Here is an 18,774-nt window from a genome sequence, read left to right as displayed (position 1 = left end):
CTTAAGAAAAGTGCATTGTGGAAAAGAAGCAAATCGTACCCATACTCATAAGCAGGTGGAAGGAGTAAACTGGTTTGATACGAAACATACCATTCTCCATCCACTCATGCACTTTAATCAATTTCTGTTTTACATATGTTTCCTAACGATTGCCAACCGAACCTTCGGATCTATCCATAGCTGGAAGCCTGCAGCAATTTCAGGGTAAGCACTCACGCCTCCACCTTTACCTTGCTTTACCTGTATCCCAACAGCGTGAGTCTTTCGAATCCACAGAGATGGTGTAATGGTCAGTGATGTCGTATGTCCCTGATGAATCAGTTCCTCACAGGCCCTATCATCAAAACCTTCATTCATGTCATTTTCCCATTGGCGGAGAAACTCTAATGTGTTGCGGCTGCGCATCCAGCTTTGGATTACATATCCCGGCGACTCATCGGAATACTGCCTTGCCAATTCTGTCAGGGAGACCATGCCATCATAGGCCAGCATCCTCATATACAGGCTGATGGTCTCATGATAGTCCCTGATTTTTTGTGTGGTCCGCAGCTTTTCCTCATTCAATGTATCATAGAATCTCTCTTTTGCGGCGTCGGCCGCTTCTATATCGACCAATCCTTTTGTCAGAAGGGCATCAATGGCAGACTCATATTGAAATGCCAAGCGTATGTATCGCTCATGTAGTTCATTCTCGTTCATGGCCCATTCTCCTTTTTATTTAGTATAACAAGAGAAATGGGTTCTGTATAGTCTCATTTTGTATCAAAAACTGGAGACTGATACCTGACTGCCTTTCGTGGATACCCGGCTTTATCATAGTCTACATTGCAACGTCGAGCTTTCTCAAACTGAGTATCCATGTATATCTTAATACCAACCAGGGGGATATATTTTTTGTTCGCCAGAAGTTTATCCACGGCCGCCCTCGTCCATTTTACTTTTCCAGTTGGAGAAACCACCCCTTTTTTGAAAAGCAGATCAACAATCTTGCCTAAGCTGGCTCCGGCAAGGTAATCATCAAAAATGCTACGGACAACATCCGCCTTTTCTTCATGAATAACGATTTCCTTGCCAATCAAAACATAGCCATATGGAAGTTTCATAGTTGCCTCACTTTTTAAAACATAAATAAAAGCAGGTTTAAGGAAGATACCTTTTCCTTAAACCTGCTTGTTGACACATGTGATATGTAATTATAACTAATTTGTATCTCGCCATTTTGTGCTATATCGCCAAGTAAAAACAAAACCTGCGTATAACTATCGTTAAACGCAGGCTTTGTCTACAATGGAATGTGTAGACAAAAAGATGCAGTCTGCACCAACTCCAAACTAGGGCCTAGCGTAGCGGGGCCGGTGTGGAAGTGAGGCGTAGTCACCTTTTCCCCCAAAAATAATATGATATGAAAAGCTAGCGCAAGGGGCGATCTAATATAGTGAGTCAATACTTTTTATACCCCATTTAAATCTCAATCGAAAGGTCATTCAACAATGCAACAAAGGATTCTACAAAAGCACCATCAAGGATCTTGCTTGGAGTATGAGATTGATAATTTATATGATTCACATCTGGAAGGTCGTCATATTTTCCTATCTCTTCATGCTTTAATGTTGTTGTCAGTATTACTTGCTTATCAATTGATTTTGAGATTTCAAGCACCGTATTTTCTTTTCCAGTCGATAAGTCTTCTGCTCGGAAGGAGTCAATTACTATTGGGAAACTGTGCCGCAACACAAATTGTAAGGCAAACAATTTCACCACATGAAAAATAGTCGCCTCGCTTCCAGAATACACCTCATTTCGCTGAGTAAATAAGCTTGAATATATTATATTACCATCCGGATCAATCTGATGGTAAAGTTCATTCATTTTGCCTATAATTGCTGATAACAAAGCTACTCTTTGCTCTTGCGTTTCAATCGATGCATTTTCACTGGCTAACAGTTGACTCTTTAATGTAGCGACTTCCATGTCTATCTCTTTAATTCTGGCTTCTGCATCTGAAGCCGAAAAAATATCTTTCTTGTAAGCGACAATAGATTCAAGAGAGACGCTTTCATCATCCATTAAAGATTGCAAACGTTCTTGCTCTATAATTATTTCTGCAGAAAGCCGTTCAATTTCTTCGCTATAAGCAGAAATTTTTTCTGAAATAGAATGAATGATTTCATTTCGCATTTCAACTGTAGACACATCAAACGAGTAGGATGTTTGAACTGACTCTCCAGTACTAAACGAGATATTTGTAGAGTTGCAATCCATGCATCGTAATTCTCCACACGATATTGTGCGATTTAAAGAGCGAAGTTCGTTAATCGTATGCTCCCATTTACTCTTACGAGTAGATACACTATTACGAGCCTTCCGTAATTCCGCAATTTTATTTTGGACTCTTTCAAGACTCTCTATTTTTTTACCAAATGCGAGGCGGTCACTCTCCGCGCTAAGATATGAAACAGGTGTTTTTTTCGATTTAAGTATTTTATGTTGTTGTAGCAATAGCTTTTTCTCGTCAGAAAGAGTTATTATATGACTCTTTATCTCATCAATCCTCTCTTGTGGAAGTTGCTCTCCAATTAAACCAGCATATGCGTAAAGCATATCGATAAAATCTTGTTTATTATAGAAGCCGTGATTGGCGATATTGGACGTGTCCTTCTTATCTTGTCCAATAAAGAAAAGCTGGACATATAGTACTGGATCTACAATCCTTAAAAGTTGATTTTTTGCTATTGACGGAAGTGGAAATATATTCCTGTTCCAATATCTTTTAAGTTCAGAAACATTATCAAAAATAAGTACAGTAGATTCACGCTTTAATACAAATCCATCGCCAGATCGGCAAAGTTTGAATATAATCCCAGCTTCTTCAAATTCGATATAGTAATAATACTTCTGAAATTCAAATGATGTAGGGAATGTTGGTTCATTTCCTAAAGCATACATCATTGATTGGATTACAATCGTCTTTCCCTTATTATTATCGTCGCTCGAAATGATGTTCACACCATTTGTGAAATTTCCTTCAATAAATGCTTCAGCAGCATTTCCTACAGCTACTTTCCGTATCTTCATTGTTGAACACCATCCTTGACTACAGAGATAAAGTACTTAAGTGATAGGGCGTCAAAGTCAGGACACCGAACAATACAATTAGGTATTGCCTGAATTTTTGTAAATAGAGACTGCACAGAGTCATCTGGATGTTCGACAATCAGTTGATATGTATTCTCAAATAGATACCAAAAACCATCTGCCGCATTTTTATTGAATAATGCCCTACATAAGGCACCTTGGCAATCTTCGAGCATTTCCCTCTGCCTTTCTGGTGGCCAAGTATTATAGATACTTACAAAAGATGGTGGTATTCCTTGACCCAGCGGATCTCTATTGATAATACGCTGTAAAGTCATTAAACGAATTTCATTATTAGTTAAGTGCCTGCAATAGTTTAACGCTTCATCAGTCGTTTCAATCACAATCCCCTCGACTGAAGAAATATTTTTTTTGCTTGCCTGTTTATCTCTTATCTCATTAAAAATAGCGTTAAGTATTTTTTCTTCTGGAATAATATTCGGATGTTGCCTTATAATTGCTTTTACATATTCACTTGGTTTTTTACCATCATCAATGACAAAAAACACTTTTCTCAGGAAACCATTAATGTTCTCATCGGTCAAGTCGGTGCTATCAATATATTCTTTTGCGGAACCTTCTTCATGTAAGCCTAACTTAATCTGTTCTATCGCTGCATCCTTTACATTTTCAATCCCAAAAGTTGTAAGAGAAGAATCTTTGCGAAGAGATCCGGTCACACTGCCAATAAATAGAATATATGCCTCAAAGGTTAATGGGCTCATATAATTCTTGAACAATGTGACAAGTTCTTTCCCGATAGCTTTGGGACTAACATGATGTGCGCCTTTTGATTGCACATCCCACAATCTGGATGCCATGTTGTCCATCCCAGTTAAGTCATTAAAGAAATCTACAACAAAGTAGTATATGTCATCACTATCGGGTCTGAAATTCATTAAATAAAGCAATGCCTTGGTTTCTGCCTCTGAACCAGATTTCCTTAATCTTTCAGATGATTTTACAGTGTATGACATATTCTCATCTCGCATTCATTTTCAGCTCATGCCAATCTAATGTTCTTTTATTTTTATATTATATCACAATTTTTCCACTTCTCAACAAAAAAGCAGGCACAGAGAGACACAGGCAGCACCCAAGCTGTCCACATTTTTCTGTGCCTGCTTCTTAGTAAGGAGATGGGTGATTTCAAAACTACAGACGAATCGGATGAAAATTTTTCTTTGGAGAGCATGCTTACTCGCTGAATCACCCTATATAACATGGATTCCAAATACTCCATAAGGTCGATATTTTTTGTAGAAATGAGTTCCATGATTTCCGTGACTTTGTTTTCTCGGCCTATATCGTGCCGGGCATCCAGTTCTGTACGCTTTTTATTTATCACAACAGGGCGTATTTCATTGATGATATCCTTGATTTGCAGGTTCACAACTTCACTCCCTGACACCAAAGCAGTCAGTCCAATTCCTTGACCAGTTCTTGAAGTTTGCTTTTTATAAAATAGACTGATTATAATAATTCCTTTGTCAATACCAGGCTCAAGTATTGTTAGCAGGGCAGGCGGCCTCTCTTCGTGTTAATCTTTTTCTACATGCTACACTAGTAGCATATTACAAGAAAGGGGCAAACATCATGACCTACACAGATCAAGAGAAAACCGATATCATCGCACAGTACAGGCAGGGCAAGCCAATCCAGGAATTATGCGCAGAATACAGTGTCTGCGTACGGACGATCTATCGCTGGGCAAAACTATACTGCCCAGCGGTTCCCGATGAAAGACGCACCTGCACCGTCAAAGAGTATGATGCACTTCTACACAAAGTCTCTAAATTGGAAAACATGGTCGCCGTTTTGCAAACCGTCGGCTGCACCGTCCATGCTCCGTTGAAGGAGCGACTGACGGAGCTAGAATTACTGTACGGCCAATATGATGTCCATACACTTTGTGAAGCTCTGAATGTTCCCCGCGGGACTTTCTATAACCACATTCTCCGAAATAAACGGAGCAACGCTTGGTTCGAAAAGCGGCGGGAGGAATATCGTATTCTGATTCAGAAGATATTTGATGAGTACCGCCAGGTGCTGGGTGCTGAAAAGATCCGCACAATACTTGTCCAACATGGCCATCAAGTCAGCACAGAATATGTGGCAAAACTGATGAGAGAGATGGGCCTAGCTAGTATCCGCAGCACTGCAAAACAGGACTACATGAAACTTCATGAACCGGAAAAGAAACGGAACATCCTCCAGCAGCAGTTTCAGGCGGACAAGCCCAACCAAATCTGGGTCAGCGATGTTACTTGTTTTAAGCTGGGGGAGTTCTATCTTTACACCTGTGTGATTTTGGATTTGTTTTCCCGCAAAATTGTCGCATACAAAGTATCCAGAAAGAACAGCACCCAGTTGATCACATCTACTTTCAAAATGGCATGGGCACAAAGAAACCCAGAAACAAAACTCATCTTTCACAGTGACCGAGGTGCTCAATACACCTCGCATCGATTCAAACAGCTACTACATGAGCACGCTGTGGTACAATCTTTCTCCAATTCAGGGCGGCCTCATGACAACGCTGTTGCTGAATCGTTCTTCGCTACACTCAAAAAGGAGGAGCTTTACAGGAAGGACTACACTTCCGAAACAGATTTCAAACGATGCCTTGCATCTTATATCGAGTTTTACAACACACAGCGGCCACATCGCACATTGAAAAACCGAACACCTTGTCAGGTAGAAGAGTTGTTCATGAACGGCAAATGAGGAGAGCAACTTACTGACATAACAGGGGTTCGAATCTCGTCGATTACACGTTTTGTGTTTTGATTTTACCCTGTTTGTATTTTTCAGGTGACACAAGACATGAAATACAGAAAGGCCTGAACCCCTTGCAATGCAAGGAGTTCAGGCATAAAATGACCCCACCCGTTCTGAACAACGACAAGCGTTTGTTCAAATTGGGTGGGGTCATTCATTTGGTGGACCCAATCGGGATCGAACCGACGACCTTACGGATGCGAACCGTACGCTCTCCCAGCTGAGCTATGGGCCCATATTGGCCATTTTCCATCGAAAAAAGTTATGAAAAACGGATTTTCAGGATATTCGATTTTGAGGGAAAATCATGGAAAACCAGACTAGTGAATGGGAAGAGAACCAGCGCTGCGGGATGTAGTTTTATATGGCTGCAAACGCAGCGCCCTCCCCGTTGAACTATGAGTCCATCATTCCTGTCATGCAACGGCAGATAATATTATACCATAATTTTCTCTGTTGTAAAGACTATTTTTTTCAGAAAGCGGAAAATTTTTTGTTGCCAATTTGCAGAGGATATAGTAAAATAAATAAGCTATAACGTTACAGTCCTCCGCATGCAGCTGCGGAGCCGGTCTCGCGCAATGGATGCCCGCGAATCATGTCAGGCGGGGAACCGAGCAGCATTAAGCGGGATGTTCCATGTGCCGCGAGGGCGCCGGTTCCGCAGCTGCATGCGGAGGACTTTTTTCGCTTGGAGGTGATTTCTTGTATCAGGCCCTGTACCGCAAATGGCGGCCCAAAACGTTTTCGGATGTCATCGGCCAGTCCCACATCACCCAGACTCTGCGTAAGCAGGTGGCGGAGGGCCGCACCTCCCATGCGTACCTCTTCACAGGCACCCGGGGCACCGGCAAGACCACCTGTGCCAAAATCTTGGCCAAGGCCGTCAACTGCGAGCACCCGATGGACGGCGATCCCTGCTGCCAGTGCCCCTCCTGCGTGGGCATCGAAAACGGCAGTTTTCTGGATGTACTGGAGCTGGACGCTGCCTCCAACAACGGTGTCGACCAGGTGCGGGCCTTGCGGGACGAAGCCATCTACGCCCCGGCCAATGTGAAGAAGCGGGTGTACATCGTGGACGAGGTCCACATGCTCTCCACCCCGGCCTTCAATGCTCTGCTGAAGATTCTGGAGGAGCCGCCGGAGCACCTGATGTTCATTCTGGCCACTACGGAGCTCCACAAGGTGCCCGCCACCATCCTCTCCCGGTGCCAGCGGTTTTCCTTCAAGCGCATCACGCCTCAGGACATCGCGGCGCGGCTGCTGTATGTGGCCGGACAGGAGCAGATCGACCTGACGGCGGATGGCGCGGAGCTGTTGAGCCGTCTGGCGGACGGCGCTCTGCGGGACGGCCTGAGCCTTTTGGACCAGTGTGCCGCCGTAGGCGGAACCGTGGACAGCCGGGCCGTGCTGGAGGCGCTGGGCCTGGCGGGAAACCTGCAGACGGCCCAGCTGATGGAGTTTATTCTGAGCCGGGACGCCAAGGGCGCCCTGCTGCAGCTGGACCAGCTGTACCAGGGTGGCAAGGATGTAGGCGCGGTGCTGGGTGAGCTCAGCACGCTGGTCCGGGACCTGCTGCTGCGACGTACAGCGCCGGAGGGGGGGCAGCCCTGCTCTCCGGCGGCTATGACAGCGCCACGCTGGACAGGCTGGGCAGGGAGATTCCCGCTACCCGGCTGATCTACCTGGCCACTACGCTGCAAAGGGCCACGGCGGACCTCTATTACAGCTCCAACCGCCGCACGGATGCGGAGCTCTGCCTCCTGCGGCTGTGCGACGAGTCCCTCTCTGGGACCTGACGGCCCTGGAGGCCCGGGTCCAGCGGCTGGAAGACAGTGCCCAACGGGGGCAGCTTCTGCGGGCGGCCGCCGCAGAAAGCGGCGGCACGGTGAAGCTGTCCTCCGGCCCCGTACCGCCCCCGGCACCTGCGCCGGAGGATGCCCCGCCTCGGGAAGAACCGCCGGCACGGGAGGAGCGCCCTCCGCTTCCCGAGGAGCCGCCTCTGCCGGAGGAGCCCGGAGCGCGGGTGTTCGACGTACCGGAGGCGCAGCCCGCCGCCCCCTCCCCTGCTGCGGCATCCGCTGTGGGGGGCAGTTGGTGGCGGGCGCTGGCAGAGGGTTGCAAGGGCCGCCTGCCGCCTATGTACCGGGTGTTTCTGGATATGTGCACAGGTGTTCTGGAGGGCGGCCTGCTGACGGTTTATGCCCCGGATGACATTACCTTGGGACGTCTGGACAATGACCGGGTGCGAAATGCCCTGATGGAGGAAGCCGCCAGCGGCGGCGTGACGGTGCGCCTGGTCTTTCAGGTGGGAGAGCCCCCCAAGGCCACGCCCCGGGAAAATCTGCAGAACCTGCTGAAATTCGGCAGTCAGTTCGATAATATCGAGATCAAGTAATACAAAGGAGAGACCAGTTATGGGATACAGCGCACGCCGTGGATTTACCAACGGCAGCATGAAGATGACCGGCGCTCAGCGCCAGGCGGAGATGCAGGCCCGCATCCAGCAGATGCAGGAGCAGGTGAATGCGGCCCAGGAGGCCGTAGAGGCCCAGGAGTTCACCGCCAGCGTGGGAGGCGGCGTGGTAGAGGCCAAGGTCAACGGCAAAAAGGAAGTGCTGGCCGTTACCATCAAACCGGAGGCCGTGGACCCGGAGGATGTGGAGATGCTCCAGGACCTGGTGGTATCCGCTGTAAATGAGGCCCTGCGCCAGGCCGGGGAGGCCATGGACAAGAGCATCGAGCAGGCCACCGGTGGGTTGGACCTGGGAGCATTCGGACTGTGAGGGAATTCGGAGGGGAGCAGGCTCCCCTCCGAGCCACCACGGCGGTCACTGGAGACGCCGCCCAAGGCGGCTGAGTCCATGTATTTTCGGCAGGCGCATATCCTGCCGAAAATGGTTTCAGATTCTTGAGCTGCCGGAGGCAGATCAACTGGGGAAAACCGAAGGTTTTCCCCTGCCCCTTTTCCCGTCCCGAGAGTGTGGGGCAGGACAGAACAGATGGAGCGGAGCCGATGGCTCCGCTCTTTTGGAAACAGGAGAACATACCATGAGAAGACGGATGTTGGCAGCGGCGCTGGCCTGTACGCTTCTGGCAGGGTGCGGGCCGGTGCGGACGGAGCCTGTGGAACAGGAGACCCCCCGGGCCGGTGCGCCGGTGATCGCCTACGTACCTCTGGATGACCGGCCAGACAACGCCGAGCGGGTGGTATACCTGGCGGAATCCTTGGGCTACGAGTTGGCCATGCCGGAGCGGGACCTGTACCGCACCCGGCTGGACGGCCAGCCCCCGAATGAGAACGGGACCCAGTACGGGGACCGGGGAGCACTGTACGAGTGGGTGGCTAAGCAGGAGGCCGCCGGGTGTGACCGGTACATCCTGTCCCTGGATCAGCTGCTCTCCGGCGGGCTGGTCAGCTCCCGGGCTATGACTGGGGAGAACCCGGTGACGCTTTCCTCCGGAGAGACACTGGTGGAAGCGGAGCTGCTGACGGCGGTGATCGACCTGCTGGCAGCGGATGAGAACAACCGGATCTGGTTGCTGGACACAGTCATGCGGCTGGCGGCCACCACCGGCTACGGCGGGTTCGGCCTCAACGAGTACAATGCCCTGCGGACTTACGGCATGGCACCCCGTCCCCACCTGGAGGGCACGGATCTGACCATCGGGAACATTGTGGCGGACTACCCCCTGGGGGCGGACGGAACCCCCGTCCCGGTGGAGGCGGAGGAGCCGCTGCCGGAGGGAGCCGTGGAGAACTATCTGGCCTCCCGGGAGCGGAAGCTGCGGCTTAGCGACGCCATGTTCCAAGCTCTGGAGGAGACGGCGGACGGGCAGTTCCGGGTATTGATCGGCATCGACGACTCCTCGGAGGAGGACAGCATCCAGAAAAACGAGATCGCCTATCTCCGGGCGCAGCTGCGCCAAGGGGACGCCCTGCTCTCCGGTGTGGACGACCTGGCCTTTAAGGCGGTGACGAAGCTCTGCCTGGAGGAGTGGGGCTGGGAGGGTGCCGCGGTATCCGTCCAGTATTTCGGCGGTACTGAGGACCGGCCTGCCTGCGCCTATGACTACCAGCCTCTGGAGGCCATCGTGGCAGAGCACTTCGACTTTTTCGACCTGACGATGGCGGAACCCGGCGGCGAGGAACTGGCAATGCTGGTGCTGACCCAGCCGGCAGACCCGGCAGCCCAGGAGACGTATATCAACGCACTGGTCCAGTGTCTGAACGACAACCGGGCTGCCGGGCTGCCTACCATCCTCATCGACGCGGGAAACGGCACCTACGGGACCGCCTTCCATAAGGCGCTGACAGATCAGGCAGAGCTTGGCTGGCTTTTGAGCTATGCGGGTTTTCTGGATATGGCCATCGTCACCGGCACGGCCCTGAGCCATGGTGTGGCCCGGTATGCCTTCCTCCAGCACGGTGAGCAAACAGATGCCACAGAACAGGCATTTCTCCGGACCTTGGCGGACAGCATTCTGAAGGACTTCTGCTACAAGAACATCGTGCGCAACGACATTCTGAGCTTTGTCCGGAACGACCTGTCGGGCAATGCCGACAACTTCTGGATGCCGGACATCGACCGGGTGTCCATCCTGGAGCGGCTGGAGGCCGGCATGGCAGCGGCCGTGGCCCCGGTGATCGAAAACCTGGAGCGGAGCAACTTCATCTCTTCCCTTTCCGCCACCCGGGAGTATGCCGAGCGGGGCTGGGGCGGCGTGGAGCTGACGGGATACGGCTTCCCCTGGGACCGGGCCTTCGAGATCAGCATGGAGATCCGGCTGGGGGCATTCACAGAGCCTCATAAGGCGCTATTGGGAATTTATTATAAGTAAGGTGCATGGATTCCCGGCGGAGCGCGGCAGGAAGCACGCGCAAAGCCGTGGAGCTTCCGGTCGAAACGGACATTGAGAACCTCATGGGCCCCGGTGCAGATTCCGCACCGGGGCCCTCTTTCGCTCGAAGGAAGCCACACGGTCTTCCGTCTCCTCTTTGCGTTTTGAATTTCTCTGCTCCAGCCGCTCACAGGGGCATCCTCCCTCCGAGAGGCCCTCTGGCAGTATGCAGGCCGCACATGGTCGGGGTTCTCGTTCACCAGCCCCGGCCTGCCGCCAGTGCGCGCAGATGCCTTAGGCAGCACAGGTTCTGCGCTCATCAATAACAACGATCCGGGCCGCCTCCAGCCGGAGATGCACAAGCTAAATGACAGTTGCTACCACATTACCACCGTTATACAACATTTCCAGAAAAAGAGAAGCCCCAAGGCCGTTGGACCTCAGGGCTTCTTTTGGAGCTAATGATGTGACTCGAACACACGACCTGCTGATTACGAATCAGCTGCTCTACCGACTGAGCTACATTAGCTTATCAATTCATGACATGGTGTTTTTGGAAAGGCACATCCAGAACAGGATATATTTTATCATATTTTTTGACCGACGTCAACAGATTCTTTTGATTTCCTGCCACACCCTCTGCATGGCAATTCCTGTATATTACATTTTGTATTTTGAAGGAATTCCTTCAAAATATTTTCAGGCGATTAGCCTATTTCCTACGCTTTTCCCCCGAATTCCGCCCATTACAACAGGAAATTCTGTTGTGATTTTCCCAAGAAACTTCGACAAATTCTGTCATTATTTTCTGTTGACTCCCTTCTTTTTGCAGTCTTCCGTTCTTTTCAGCATTTACATAATTTATTTGATAATTTCTTTTTACAAAGAGTTATTCACATTTTCCACATGATTTTCCACACGCGAATTTTCTATTTATTTTCAATATTTTTTTGTAAATTGTATAAATTTACCATCTTCTCTTTTTGCGCTTTTCCACCGCCCAAAAAAGCGTCTAAACTTTACATAATGTTTTGCCTTCAAAAACTTCTCCGTCTCTCCTGCCTGTTTTTCCAAAAGTGAACGGCAAATGAAGACCACCCGAGCTGCGCCTTCACAAAAAGCAAGGTATCTGGCTTTACAGATGCAGCCTGCATAAGCTCGTTATGCATTTTCCAATAAATCAGGCGGCCGCTGACGCGGCCGCCTGATTCAGTCTGCAATGTCCCGTGTAGCATAGGCGTTCAGCTCCATGCCAGCCGTATGCCCTGCCAGATATTCATAATACCCCTGGGCGCCGATCATGGCACCGTTGTCGCCGCAGAGTTTCAGCGGCGGCAGGTATAACCGGATGTCTGCCGCCTCGCAGGCCCGACGAAGATCCTCCCGGATGACGGAGTTGGCCGCTACGCCGCCGGCGGCGCAAAGCACAGTGCGGCCAGTCTGCTTTGCCGCCTCCATGGCCCGGGGCACCAGTGTATCGCTGACAGCCTGGGCGAAGTCCCGAGCCAGCGCTGCCCGGTCCAGAGACTCCCCCACCTGCTGAGCATGGTGGGCCAGGTTCACCACCGCCGTCTTGAGGCCGGAGAAGCTCATGTCCAGCTCTGCCCCGTCCACATGGGCGTGAGGCAGGGTGTACACCCCGCCCGGGGACTGCCGGGCCAGGGCGTCCATGGGGGCGCCGCCGGGATAGGGCAGGCCCAGCACCCGGGCCGCCTTGTCGAAGCACTCCCCTGCTGCGTCATCCCGGGTGGCGCCCAGAATCTCCATATCCGTGTAGTCCCGGACGTCCACGATCATTGTGTTGCCTCCGGAGATGGCCAGGGCCAGGAAGGGCGGCTCCAGTTCCGGAAAGGCCAGGTAATTGGCGGCGATGTGGCCCCGGATGTGGTGCACCGGGATCAGGGGCACCCCCAGGGCAAAGGCCACCGACTTGGCGAAGCTGAGGCCCACCAGCACCGCGCCGATGAGCCCCGGGGCATAGGTCACTGCCACCGCGTCGATGTCGGACTTCTCACAGCCCGCCTGCCGCAGAGCCTGGTCCGTCAGGGCGGCAATGGCCTCCACATGCTTGCGGGAGGCGATCTCCGGCACCACGCCGCCGTACAGGGCGTGGAGGTCCGCCTGGGAGGCGATGGCATCGGACAGGACCGTGCGCCCGTCCTCCACCACGGCCACCGCTGTCTCGTCGCAGGAGGACTCAAAGGCCAAAATTTTCATGATCTGTCCCTCTCTTTTCCGTCACTGCTGCCAGGATACTCTCTCGCCCGGCGTCCCATTTGGATCAAAGGGGATGCGGACATATCTGCGGAATTTATCCGGCGCAAAGGTACTGGCATAGATAAAGCGGTGCTCCTCCATCAGGGCGGACTCGTCCACTTTCCCCTCCGCCCAGTACAGGGTCTTGTAGGGTACGCCGAACATCTCCGTGTCATACCCGGCGGTCCGGGCGCCGTTGCGGGCATAGAAGCCCAGCCGCCGCTCTGCCATGGCCGGGTCCGGGGCGTAGCAAGGGATCTCACTCTCTCCGAAGATCACATTGCCCCGCTCCGCCTCCCGGAGCTTCTCCAGGATCACGGAGCCCAGGCCGCCGTTCCGGCGGTCTGCGGCCACGCACAGATAGTCCAGCAGGGCCCAGCCGGGGTGGCCCAGCCATAAAAATGCCTCGCCGGCGATGTCGTCCCCGTCAAAGAGGCACCAGGGGCGGTACCGCCCCTCGGCCCACATCTCCTCCATATTCTTCAGGGGCTTCAGCTCCGCTGCGGGAAATGCTGTCCGCAGGTCCCGGTCATAGACCGTCCGCAGCTGCTCCAGTGTCGGGATCCTCAGTTCCATCGGTAAACTCCTTTGTCATGATGATGGCATCCTCCTTCGGATGCTCGTAATAGTTTTTCCGCCTGCCCACGCTGCGGAAGCCCCGGCTGCCGTACAGGGCGATGGCCCCGTAGTTGGAGGCCCGGACCTCCAGCGTCAGAAACGCCAGCTTGTGGGCCTGGGCAAAGTCCAGGAACACTTGCAGCAGCTTCTGGGCGATGCCGTTGCGGCGGCACTCCGGCCGCACGGCCACATTGGTGATGTACCCCTCGTCCAGCACCACCAGCAGGCCGGCGTAGCCCGCCACGTGGTCCTCGTCATCCAGGGCCACCAGGAAGGCGGCGCAGTCGTTCTGCAGCTCCTCCACCAGCATGTTCCGGGACCAGGGGGTGGTGAAGCAGATCCGTTCCAGCTCCGCCACCTCGTCCAGATGGTCCCCGGTCATGGGGACGATGCGCACGTGCATCTGTTCTCTCATGGTTCTCTCTCCTCTCGTTTTCCGGCATCCCCGCCGATGGTACGGGCATACAGCCCCACGCCCAGAAGGACCGCCGCGCCTCCGGCAACCGTCAGCCAGCCCGGCCGCTCGCCAAAGAGCAGGAGTCCCCAGACAGAGGCGAACACCGGCTCCATCAGCTTGACCGTGGCGATGAAGGCCGGCGGCAGATATTTCAGCCCCCAGCTGAACACATTGTGTCCCAGCAGGGTGCAGCATACCGCCATGCCCAGGGCCGTCAGCCCGTTCACCGGACCGTAGCCGGCCAGCGGCGTTCCGCTCAGCAGGGCCGCAGCCAGCAGCGTGGCCGCGGCGGACGTATACACCAGAAAGGTGTACACTGACGTGGAGAGCCGCTGCCGGCAGACCGTTCCGATCATGGTATAGACCGCCATGGCGGCGGCGCCGGCCAGGGCAATCAAATCTCCCAGCAGCGCATTCGTCCCGGCGGCGCTGTCTGCCAGCGCCACCACCGCGCTGCCTGCAAAGGCAAGCAGGACCGCGGGCCAGGTCCGGCGGGGCAGCCGCTGCCCCAGAAACAACGCCGAGGCCGCTGCCACAAAGAATACCTCCGTATCCACCAGCACCACCGCCGAGGCGATGGAGGTGGCCCGCAGGGCCCCAAAATACGCCGCGAAGTGGATGCCCAGAAACAAGCCGCTGGCAAGGCACAGCAGCACGTCCCGCCGGGTCAGGGATTTCAGCTCCCGCCTTCGTCCCGCCAGTACCGGGACCGCCATCAGCGCCGCCGAAAAGGCCATCCGGTACAGCGCCAGGATCAGGGACGGCGCCGTGGACCACCGGACAAACACCGCCGACAGGGACACCCCAGCCACGCCCAGCAGGACGATCAGCCGCTTCATGCGCCGCCCTCCCTTCGGATGCACTCCGCCGTCTCCCGGGGCGTCAAAGCCGTCACATCCAGGTGCCGGATGTCCAGGGCATCATACAGCGGCAGGTAGGCCAGGCTCCGGTCCAACACATCCGGTATTCGCTTTCCGGCGAGGATATCTCCCTCCAGCCGGGACCGCAGGGTCTCCGGTGTGCAGACCAGGGAGACGGCCCGCAGGACATACGGCTCCGTCAGGCGGCGGAGCAGGTCTTCCCAGATTTCCCGCCGGTGCAGGACCCAGCAGAAAATCACATGGTCATAGGCGGAGCAGCGGAGGAAGCTGTTCAGGAGAAAAGAGATGTTCTCCAACACCATCTCCCGGGTCTCCTCCGTCACCTGAAAGGGGTGGGCATCCCAGCACCAGTCCCCGTCCAGGAACACGCTCCGGTCCAGCAGCTGCTGCAGCTGGCGGCAGGCGGCGGTCTTTCCCACGCCCATAGGACCGCCGATCATATACAGGCGCTTCATGCGCCCATCTCCGGCGCACTGTCCGCCCAGGCCTGGAGGCGGTTGAAGAACCGCCCCACGTGAAAGCCGTCCGTGACGCCGTGGTGGACCTGCATGGCCAGAGGCAGCAGGGTGCGGCCGTTCTCCTTCCGGTAGCGGCCCAGGGTGAAGATGGGCAGCAGGTAGTCGTTGGCCTCCGGCAGCTCCAGGTGCAGACTTCGGAAGGAGGCCCAGGGCACGGCGGAGATGTTGAAGAGTCCCTGTCCCGCCTCCGGCGGGCGGGCTTCAAAGGTGTGGATGTCCCCATAGCGGGTCCGGTCCGCCTCCCAGTCCTGGCAGAAGGCCCGCAGATCCGGCTGGTAGGCGGTCCAGAGGACGGAGAAGGTCTCATCGTCCTTGTGAAAAATCGTATAAGTGGGGTCCACCCGGTCGTAGACGCCGATGGCCCCCGTCTCGTCCATAGCCATGCGGAGGGCCGGGTCCGCGTTGACCATCCGGGAGATGCCGTGGATCACCGACGGATAGAACCGGAGTCCCGACCCCCGCAGGCGGGGCAGTAGGGCGGAGATGTCCACGTCCACCGTCATGCTGTACCAACAGGGCACGTCCCGGTGGTAATGCTCAAAATACGGACGGCGGGGCCACGCGGCGTAGTCGATCTTCTGAAATCCCATCAGCCCTTGGCCTCCAGCCAGTTTCTGCCCCAGTGGGCGTCCGCCGTTAGGGGGACGGAGAGGGACACCACGTTCTCCATCTCCTCCTTCAGCAGCGCCGCGGCGGTCTCCGCCTGGGCCTCCGGGCACTCCACGATCAGCTCGTCGTGGACTTGCAGCACCAGACGGGCCTCCGGCAGTTCCTGCCGCAGGCGTTTCCGCACCGCCACCATAGCCAGCTTCATGATGTCCGCCGCGGTGCCCTGGATGGGCATGTTCAGGGCCACTCGCTCCCCGAAGGAGCGGAGGTTGAAGTTGGAGGACTTCAGCTCCGGCAGGTCCCGCCGCCGGTGGAACAGCGTCTCCACATAGCCCTGCTCCCTGGCCCGCTCCACAATGGCGTCCATATACGTCCGGACGCCTGGGAAGGTGGCGAAGTAGGCCTCCATATACGCCTTGGCCTCCGCCACGCTCACGCCGATGTCCTGGCTCAGAGAGAAGGCGGAGATGCCGTAGACGATGCCGAAGTTCACTGCCTTGGCCTGGCGGCGCATCTCATGAGTTACCTGGTCCGGCGCCACGTGGAACACCTTGGCCGCCGTCTCCGCGTGGAAGTCCCCGCCGGAGCGGAAGGCGGCGATCATGGCCTCGTCCCCAGCCATGTGGGCCAGCAGCCGCAGCTCGATCTGGGAGTAGTCGGCGTCCACTAGGACGCAGCCCTCCGCCGGGATGAACATCCGCCGGATCTCGCTGCCCAGGTCCGTGCGGGTGGGGATGTTCTGGAGATTAGGCTCTGTGGAGGAGAGGCGGCCCGTGGCCGTCACCGTCATCTGGAAGCTGGTCCGCACCCGGCCGTCCGGGTCCATGGCCTTCAAAAGGCCGTCGGCATAGGTGGATTTCAGCTTGGCGTACTGGCGATACTCCAGCACCGCCCCCACGATGGGGGCCTCGTACCGGAGCTTTTCCAGCACATCGGCGTTGGTGGACCAGCCGGTCTTGGTCTTTTTGCCATGGGGCAGGCCCAGCTTGCCGAAGAGGATCTCCCCCAGCTGCTTGGGGGAGTTGATGTTGAATTCCTCCCCCGCCATGGCGTAGATCTGCTGTTCCAGCTCGGCGCTCCGCCGGGCCAGCAGATCCCCGAAAGCACCGAGGGCCTTGGCGTCTACCCTGCATCCGGCGGTCTCCATCTCCGCCAGCACGGCGCAGAGGGGCATCTCGATCTCATGCAGCAGGTCCATCTGGCCCCGCTCCGCCAGTCTTTCCGCCAGGGCGCCGTACAGGGAGTCCACGGCGGCGGCGTAGCTGTCGAAGCTGGCCTCCGCCGCGGCGGCGTCCCCCAGCAGGGAGAAGGCGTCCGGTTCCAGGTAGAGGGCCTTTGGCAGCTCCTCGTTGAAATAGGCGACGAACAGGCGGGCAAGGTCATAGCTCCCCGCCGTGGCGTCCAGCAGGTAGGCAGCCAGGGCGGTGTCGAAGACGAAGCCCTCCGCCCGCAGGCCGTTTTCCAGCAGCGTCCGCGTCAGGTCCTTGACATTGTGGGAGACCTTGCGGACGTCCGCCGCGAACAGGGCGTTCAAAAGGGCGTTCCAGTCCCCCTGATACTTGTCGAAGAACAGCTCCGCCGTGACGCCGGTGTCCGCCCCGGTCCGGCAGACCACAGAGAGGCCCGTCAGGTCCGGCAGGGCCAGCACCGATACATGGTCCGCCGCTCGCCAGAGGGCCAGCAGCCGCTCCGTCTGAGCAGGCTCTGTGACCTGCTCCACGGTCATGGTGAAGTCCGCCCTTTCCGCCGCTGGCTGCTCCGCCGGGGACAGGCCGAACTTCTCGATCAGCTTGGTGAACTCCAGCTTCAAAAACAGCGGGTAGGCGTCCGGGCCGGGCTTCCGGCACAGGTTCTCCTCGGGATGGAAGTCCAGAGGCGCGTCGGTAACGATGGTGGCCAGCCAGTAAGACTCCCGGGCGCTCTCCTCCCCCTCCGCCAGCTTGCGGATGGCGGCAGGCTTGGCCTCGATGTCCGGCATTTTGGCGTACAGGTTGTCGATGCTCTCGTACTGCTGGATCAGGGCCATGGCGGTCTTCTCCCCGATGCCGGGGACGCCGGGGATGTTGTCGGAGCTGTCCCCCATCAGGGCCTTCAGGTCGATCATGTGGATGGGGGCGAAGCCGTACTGCTCTTGGAAGGCGGTCTCCGTCATATCCTTGGTGGTGGTCTGCCCCATGCGGGTGGACACCAGCTTCACCATGGTGTGGTCGGTAATGAGCTGCAGGCTGTCCTTGTCGCCGGTGACCACCACGCAGTCCCAGCCGTCCGCCTCGCACTTGCGGGAGATGGTGCCGATCAGGTCATCGGCCTCCCAGCCCTCCTGCTCATAACGGGGAATGTTCAGGGCGTCCAGCACCTCTTTCAGCACCGGCACCTGGACCCGGAGCTCCTCCGGCATGGGCTTGCGGGTGGCCTTGTAGGCCTCCGACGCCTGATGGCGGAAGGTTGGAGCGTGGACGTCGAAGGTGACGCACAACGCGTCCGGTGCCTCCTCCCCCTCCAGTCGAAGGAGCGTGGTGAGAAATCCGAAGATGGCGTGGGTGTAAAGCCCGTCCCGTGTGGTGAGAGGACGGATGCCGTAATAGGCCCGATTCAGGATGCTGTTGCCGTCGATGACCATGAGCTTCATGGGGAGTTCCTCCTGCCCGCAGGCTGATTTTTCCATAGAGATATAGTA

General features: G+C 55.4%; 17 protein-coding genes, 2 tRNA genes and 1 other RNA gene. 6 read left to right on the top strand and 14 right to left on the bottom strand.

Annotation, left to right across the window (positions count from 1 at the left end):
• Positions 1–129: 129 nt before the first annotated feature.
• From EIO64_RS14825 to EIO64_RS14805, 5 genes are all read right to left on the bottom strand, one after another.
• On the bottom strand, positions 130–699 hold the full coding sequence (locus EIO64_RS14825) for a KilA-N domain-containing protein (RefSeq protein WP_119310696.1): 570 nt from the start codon (positions 697–699) through the stop codon (positions 130–132).
• Positions 700–752: 53 nt separating this feature from the next.
• The gene (locus EIO64_RS14820) at positions 753–1,103 is read right to left on the bottom strand and encodes a recombinase family protein (RefSeq protein ID WP_119310695.1); all 351 of its coding nucleotides are present in this window, start codon (positions 1,101–1,103) and stop codon (positions 753–755) included.
• A 358-nt stretch (positions 1,104–1,461) separates the two neighbouring features.
• Entirely contained in the window at positions 1,462–3,075 is a 1,614-nt protein-coding gene (locus EIO64_RS14815) for a hypothetical protein (protein ID WP_119310694.1), read from the bottom strand.
• Positions 3,072–4,127, bottom strand: coding sequence for a hypothetical protein (locus EIO64_RS14810; RefSeq protein ID WP_249390700.1), 1,056 nt, complete (start codon positions 4,125–4,127; stop codon positions 3,072–3,074). The genes EIO64_RS14815 and EIO64_RS14810 overlap by 4 nt, the downstream gene beginning before the upstream one ends.
• Before the next feature lie 38 nt (positions 4,128–4,165).
• The gene (locus tag EIO64_RS14805) at positions 4,166–4,528 is read right to left on the bottom strand and encodes a hypothetical protein (RefSeq protein ID WP_119310693.1); all 363 of its coding nucleotides are present in this window, start codon (positions 4,526–4,528) and stop codon (positions 4,166–4,168) included.
• Between the two features lie 203 nt (positions 4,529–4,731).
• Here EIO64_RS14805 and EIO64_RS14800 point away from each other — a divergent pair, with 203 nt between their 5' ends.
• Positions 4,732–5,862, top strand: a complete 1,131-nt coding sequence (locus EIO64_RS14800) for an IS3 family transposase (protein WP_119310692.1) — start codon at positions 4,732–4,734, stop codon at positions 5,860–5,862.
• Positions 5,863–6,075: 213 nt separating this feature from the next.
• Here EIO64_RS14800 and EIO64_RS14795 read toward each other — a convergent pair.
• Positions 6,076–6,151 (bottom strand) — tRNA-Ala (locus EIO64_RS14795).
• A gap of 330 nt (positions 6,152–6,481) precedes the next feature.
• Here EIO64_RS14795 and ffs point away from each other — a divergent pair.
• The 5 genes from ffs to EIO64_RS14770 all read left to right on the top strand — a co-directional run bounded on the left by ffs (position 6,482) and on the right by EIO64_RS14770 (position 10,758).
• Positions 6,482–6,581, top strand: an RNA gene (gene ffs / locus EIO64_RS14790) — signal recognition particle sRNA small type.
• Positions 6,582–6,621: 40 nt separating this feature from the next.
• Entirely contained in the window at positions 6,622–7,596 is a 975-nt protein-coding gene (gene dnaX, locus EIO64_RS14785; RefSeq protein ID WP_249390699.1) for a DNA polymerase III subunit gamma/tau, read from the top strand.
• Between the two features lie 91 nt (positions 7,597–7,687).
• Positions 7,688–8,314, top strand: a complete 627-nt coding sequence (locus tag EIO64_RS14780; RefSeq protein ID WP_158629807.1) for a hypothetical protein — start codon at positions 7,688–7,690, stop codon at positions 8,312–8,314.
• Positions 8,315–8,333: 19 nt separating this feature from the next.
• Positions 8,334–8,702, top strand: coding sequence for a YbaB/EbfC family nucleoid-associated protein (locus EIO64_RS14775; protein ID WP_025544956.1), 369 nt, complete (start codon positions 8,334–8,336; stop codon positions 8,700–8,702).
• Positions 8,703–8,967: 265 nt separating this feature from the next.
• On the top strand, positions 8,968–10,758 hold the full coding sequence (locus EIO64_RS14770) for a DUF4127 family protein (protein WP_158629806.1): 1,791 nt from the start codon (positions 8,968–8,970) through the stop codon (positions 10,756–10,758).
• 453 nt (positions 10,759–11,211) lie between these two features.
• On the opposite strand, the gene EIO64_RS14765 is transcribed toward EIO64_RS14770, so the two are convergent.
• From EIO64_RS14765 to polA, 8 genes are all read right to left on the bottom strand, one after another.
• Positions 11,212–11,287: transfer RNA gene (locus EIO64_RS14765), tRNA-Thr, on the bottom strand.
• A 680-nt stretch (positions 11,288–11,967) separates the two neighbouring features.
• Positions 11,968–12,975, bottom strand: coding sequence for a tRNA (adenosine(37)-N6)-threonylcarbamoyltransferase complex transferase subunit TsaD (tsaD, locus tag EIO64_RS14760; RefSeq protein ID WP_025544958.1), 1,008 nt, complete (start codon positions 12,973–12,975; stop codon positions 11,968–11,970).
• 21 nt (positions 12,976–12,996) lie between these two features.
• Positions 12,997–13,590 (bottom strand): GNAT family N-acetyltransferase, encoded by a 594-nt coding sequence (locus EIO64_RS14755; protein WP_136891545.1) that lies wholly within the window; start codon positions 13,588–13,590, stop codon positions 12,997–12,999.
• A complete protein-coding gene (rimI, locus tag EIO64_RS14750; protein WP_021749326.1) occupies positions 13,544–14,047 on the bottom strand; it encodes a ribosomal protein S18-alanine N-acetyltransferase in 504 nt (167 codons plus the stop codon). The genes EIO64_RS14755 and rimI overlap by 47 nt, the downstream gene beginning before the upstream one ends.
• Complete coding sequence (locus tag EIO64_RS14745; RefSeq protein ID WP_025544961.1) at positions 14,044–14,928, bottom strand: DMT family transporter; 885 nt, start codon at positions 14,926–14,928, stop codon at positions 14,044–14,046. Before EIO64_RS14745 ends, rimI begins: the two co-directional genes overlap by 4 nt.
• Entirely contained in the window at positions 14,925–15,425 is a 501-nt protein-coding gene (locus tag EIO64_RS14740) for an AAA family ATPase (protein WP_136891544.1), read from the bottom strand. The genes EIO64_RS14745 and EIO64_RS14740 overlap by 4 nt, the downstream gene beginning before the upstream one ends.
• A complete protein-coding gene (locus EIO64_RS14735) occupies positions 15,422–16,078 on the bottom strand; it encodes a chloramphenicol acetyltransferase (protein WP_025544963.1) in 657 nt (218 codons plus the stop codon). Before EIO64_RS14735 ends, EIO64_RS14740 begins: the two co-directional genes overlap by 4 nt.
• A complete protein-coding gene (gene polA, locus EIO64_RS14730; protein ID WP_136891543.1) occupies positions 16,078–18,726 on the bottom strand; it encodes a DNA polymerase I in 2,649 nt (882 codons plus the stop codon). The genes EIO64_RS14735 and polA overlap by 1 nt, the downstream gene beginning before the upstream one ends.
• Positions 18,727–18,774 lie beyond the last annotated feature (48 nt).

This window comes from Dysosmobacter welbionis (genome assembly GCF_005121165.3).
Lineage (GTDB): Bacteria > Bacillota > Clostridia > Oscillospirales > Oscillospiraceae > Oscillibacter > Oscillibacter welbionis.
The sequence above is the reverse complement of the archived record's forward strand: the minus strand, read 5'-3'. Positions and strand labels throughout refer to the sequence as shown.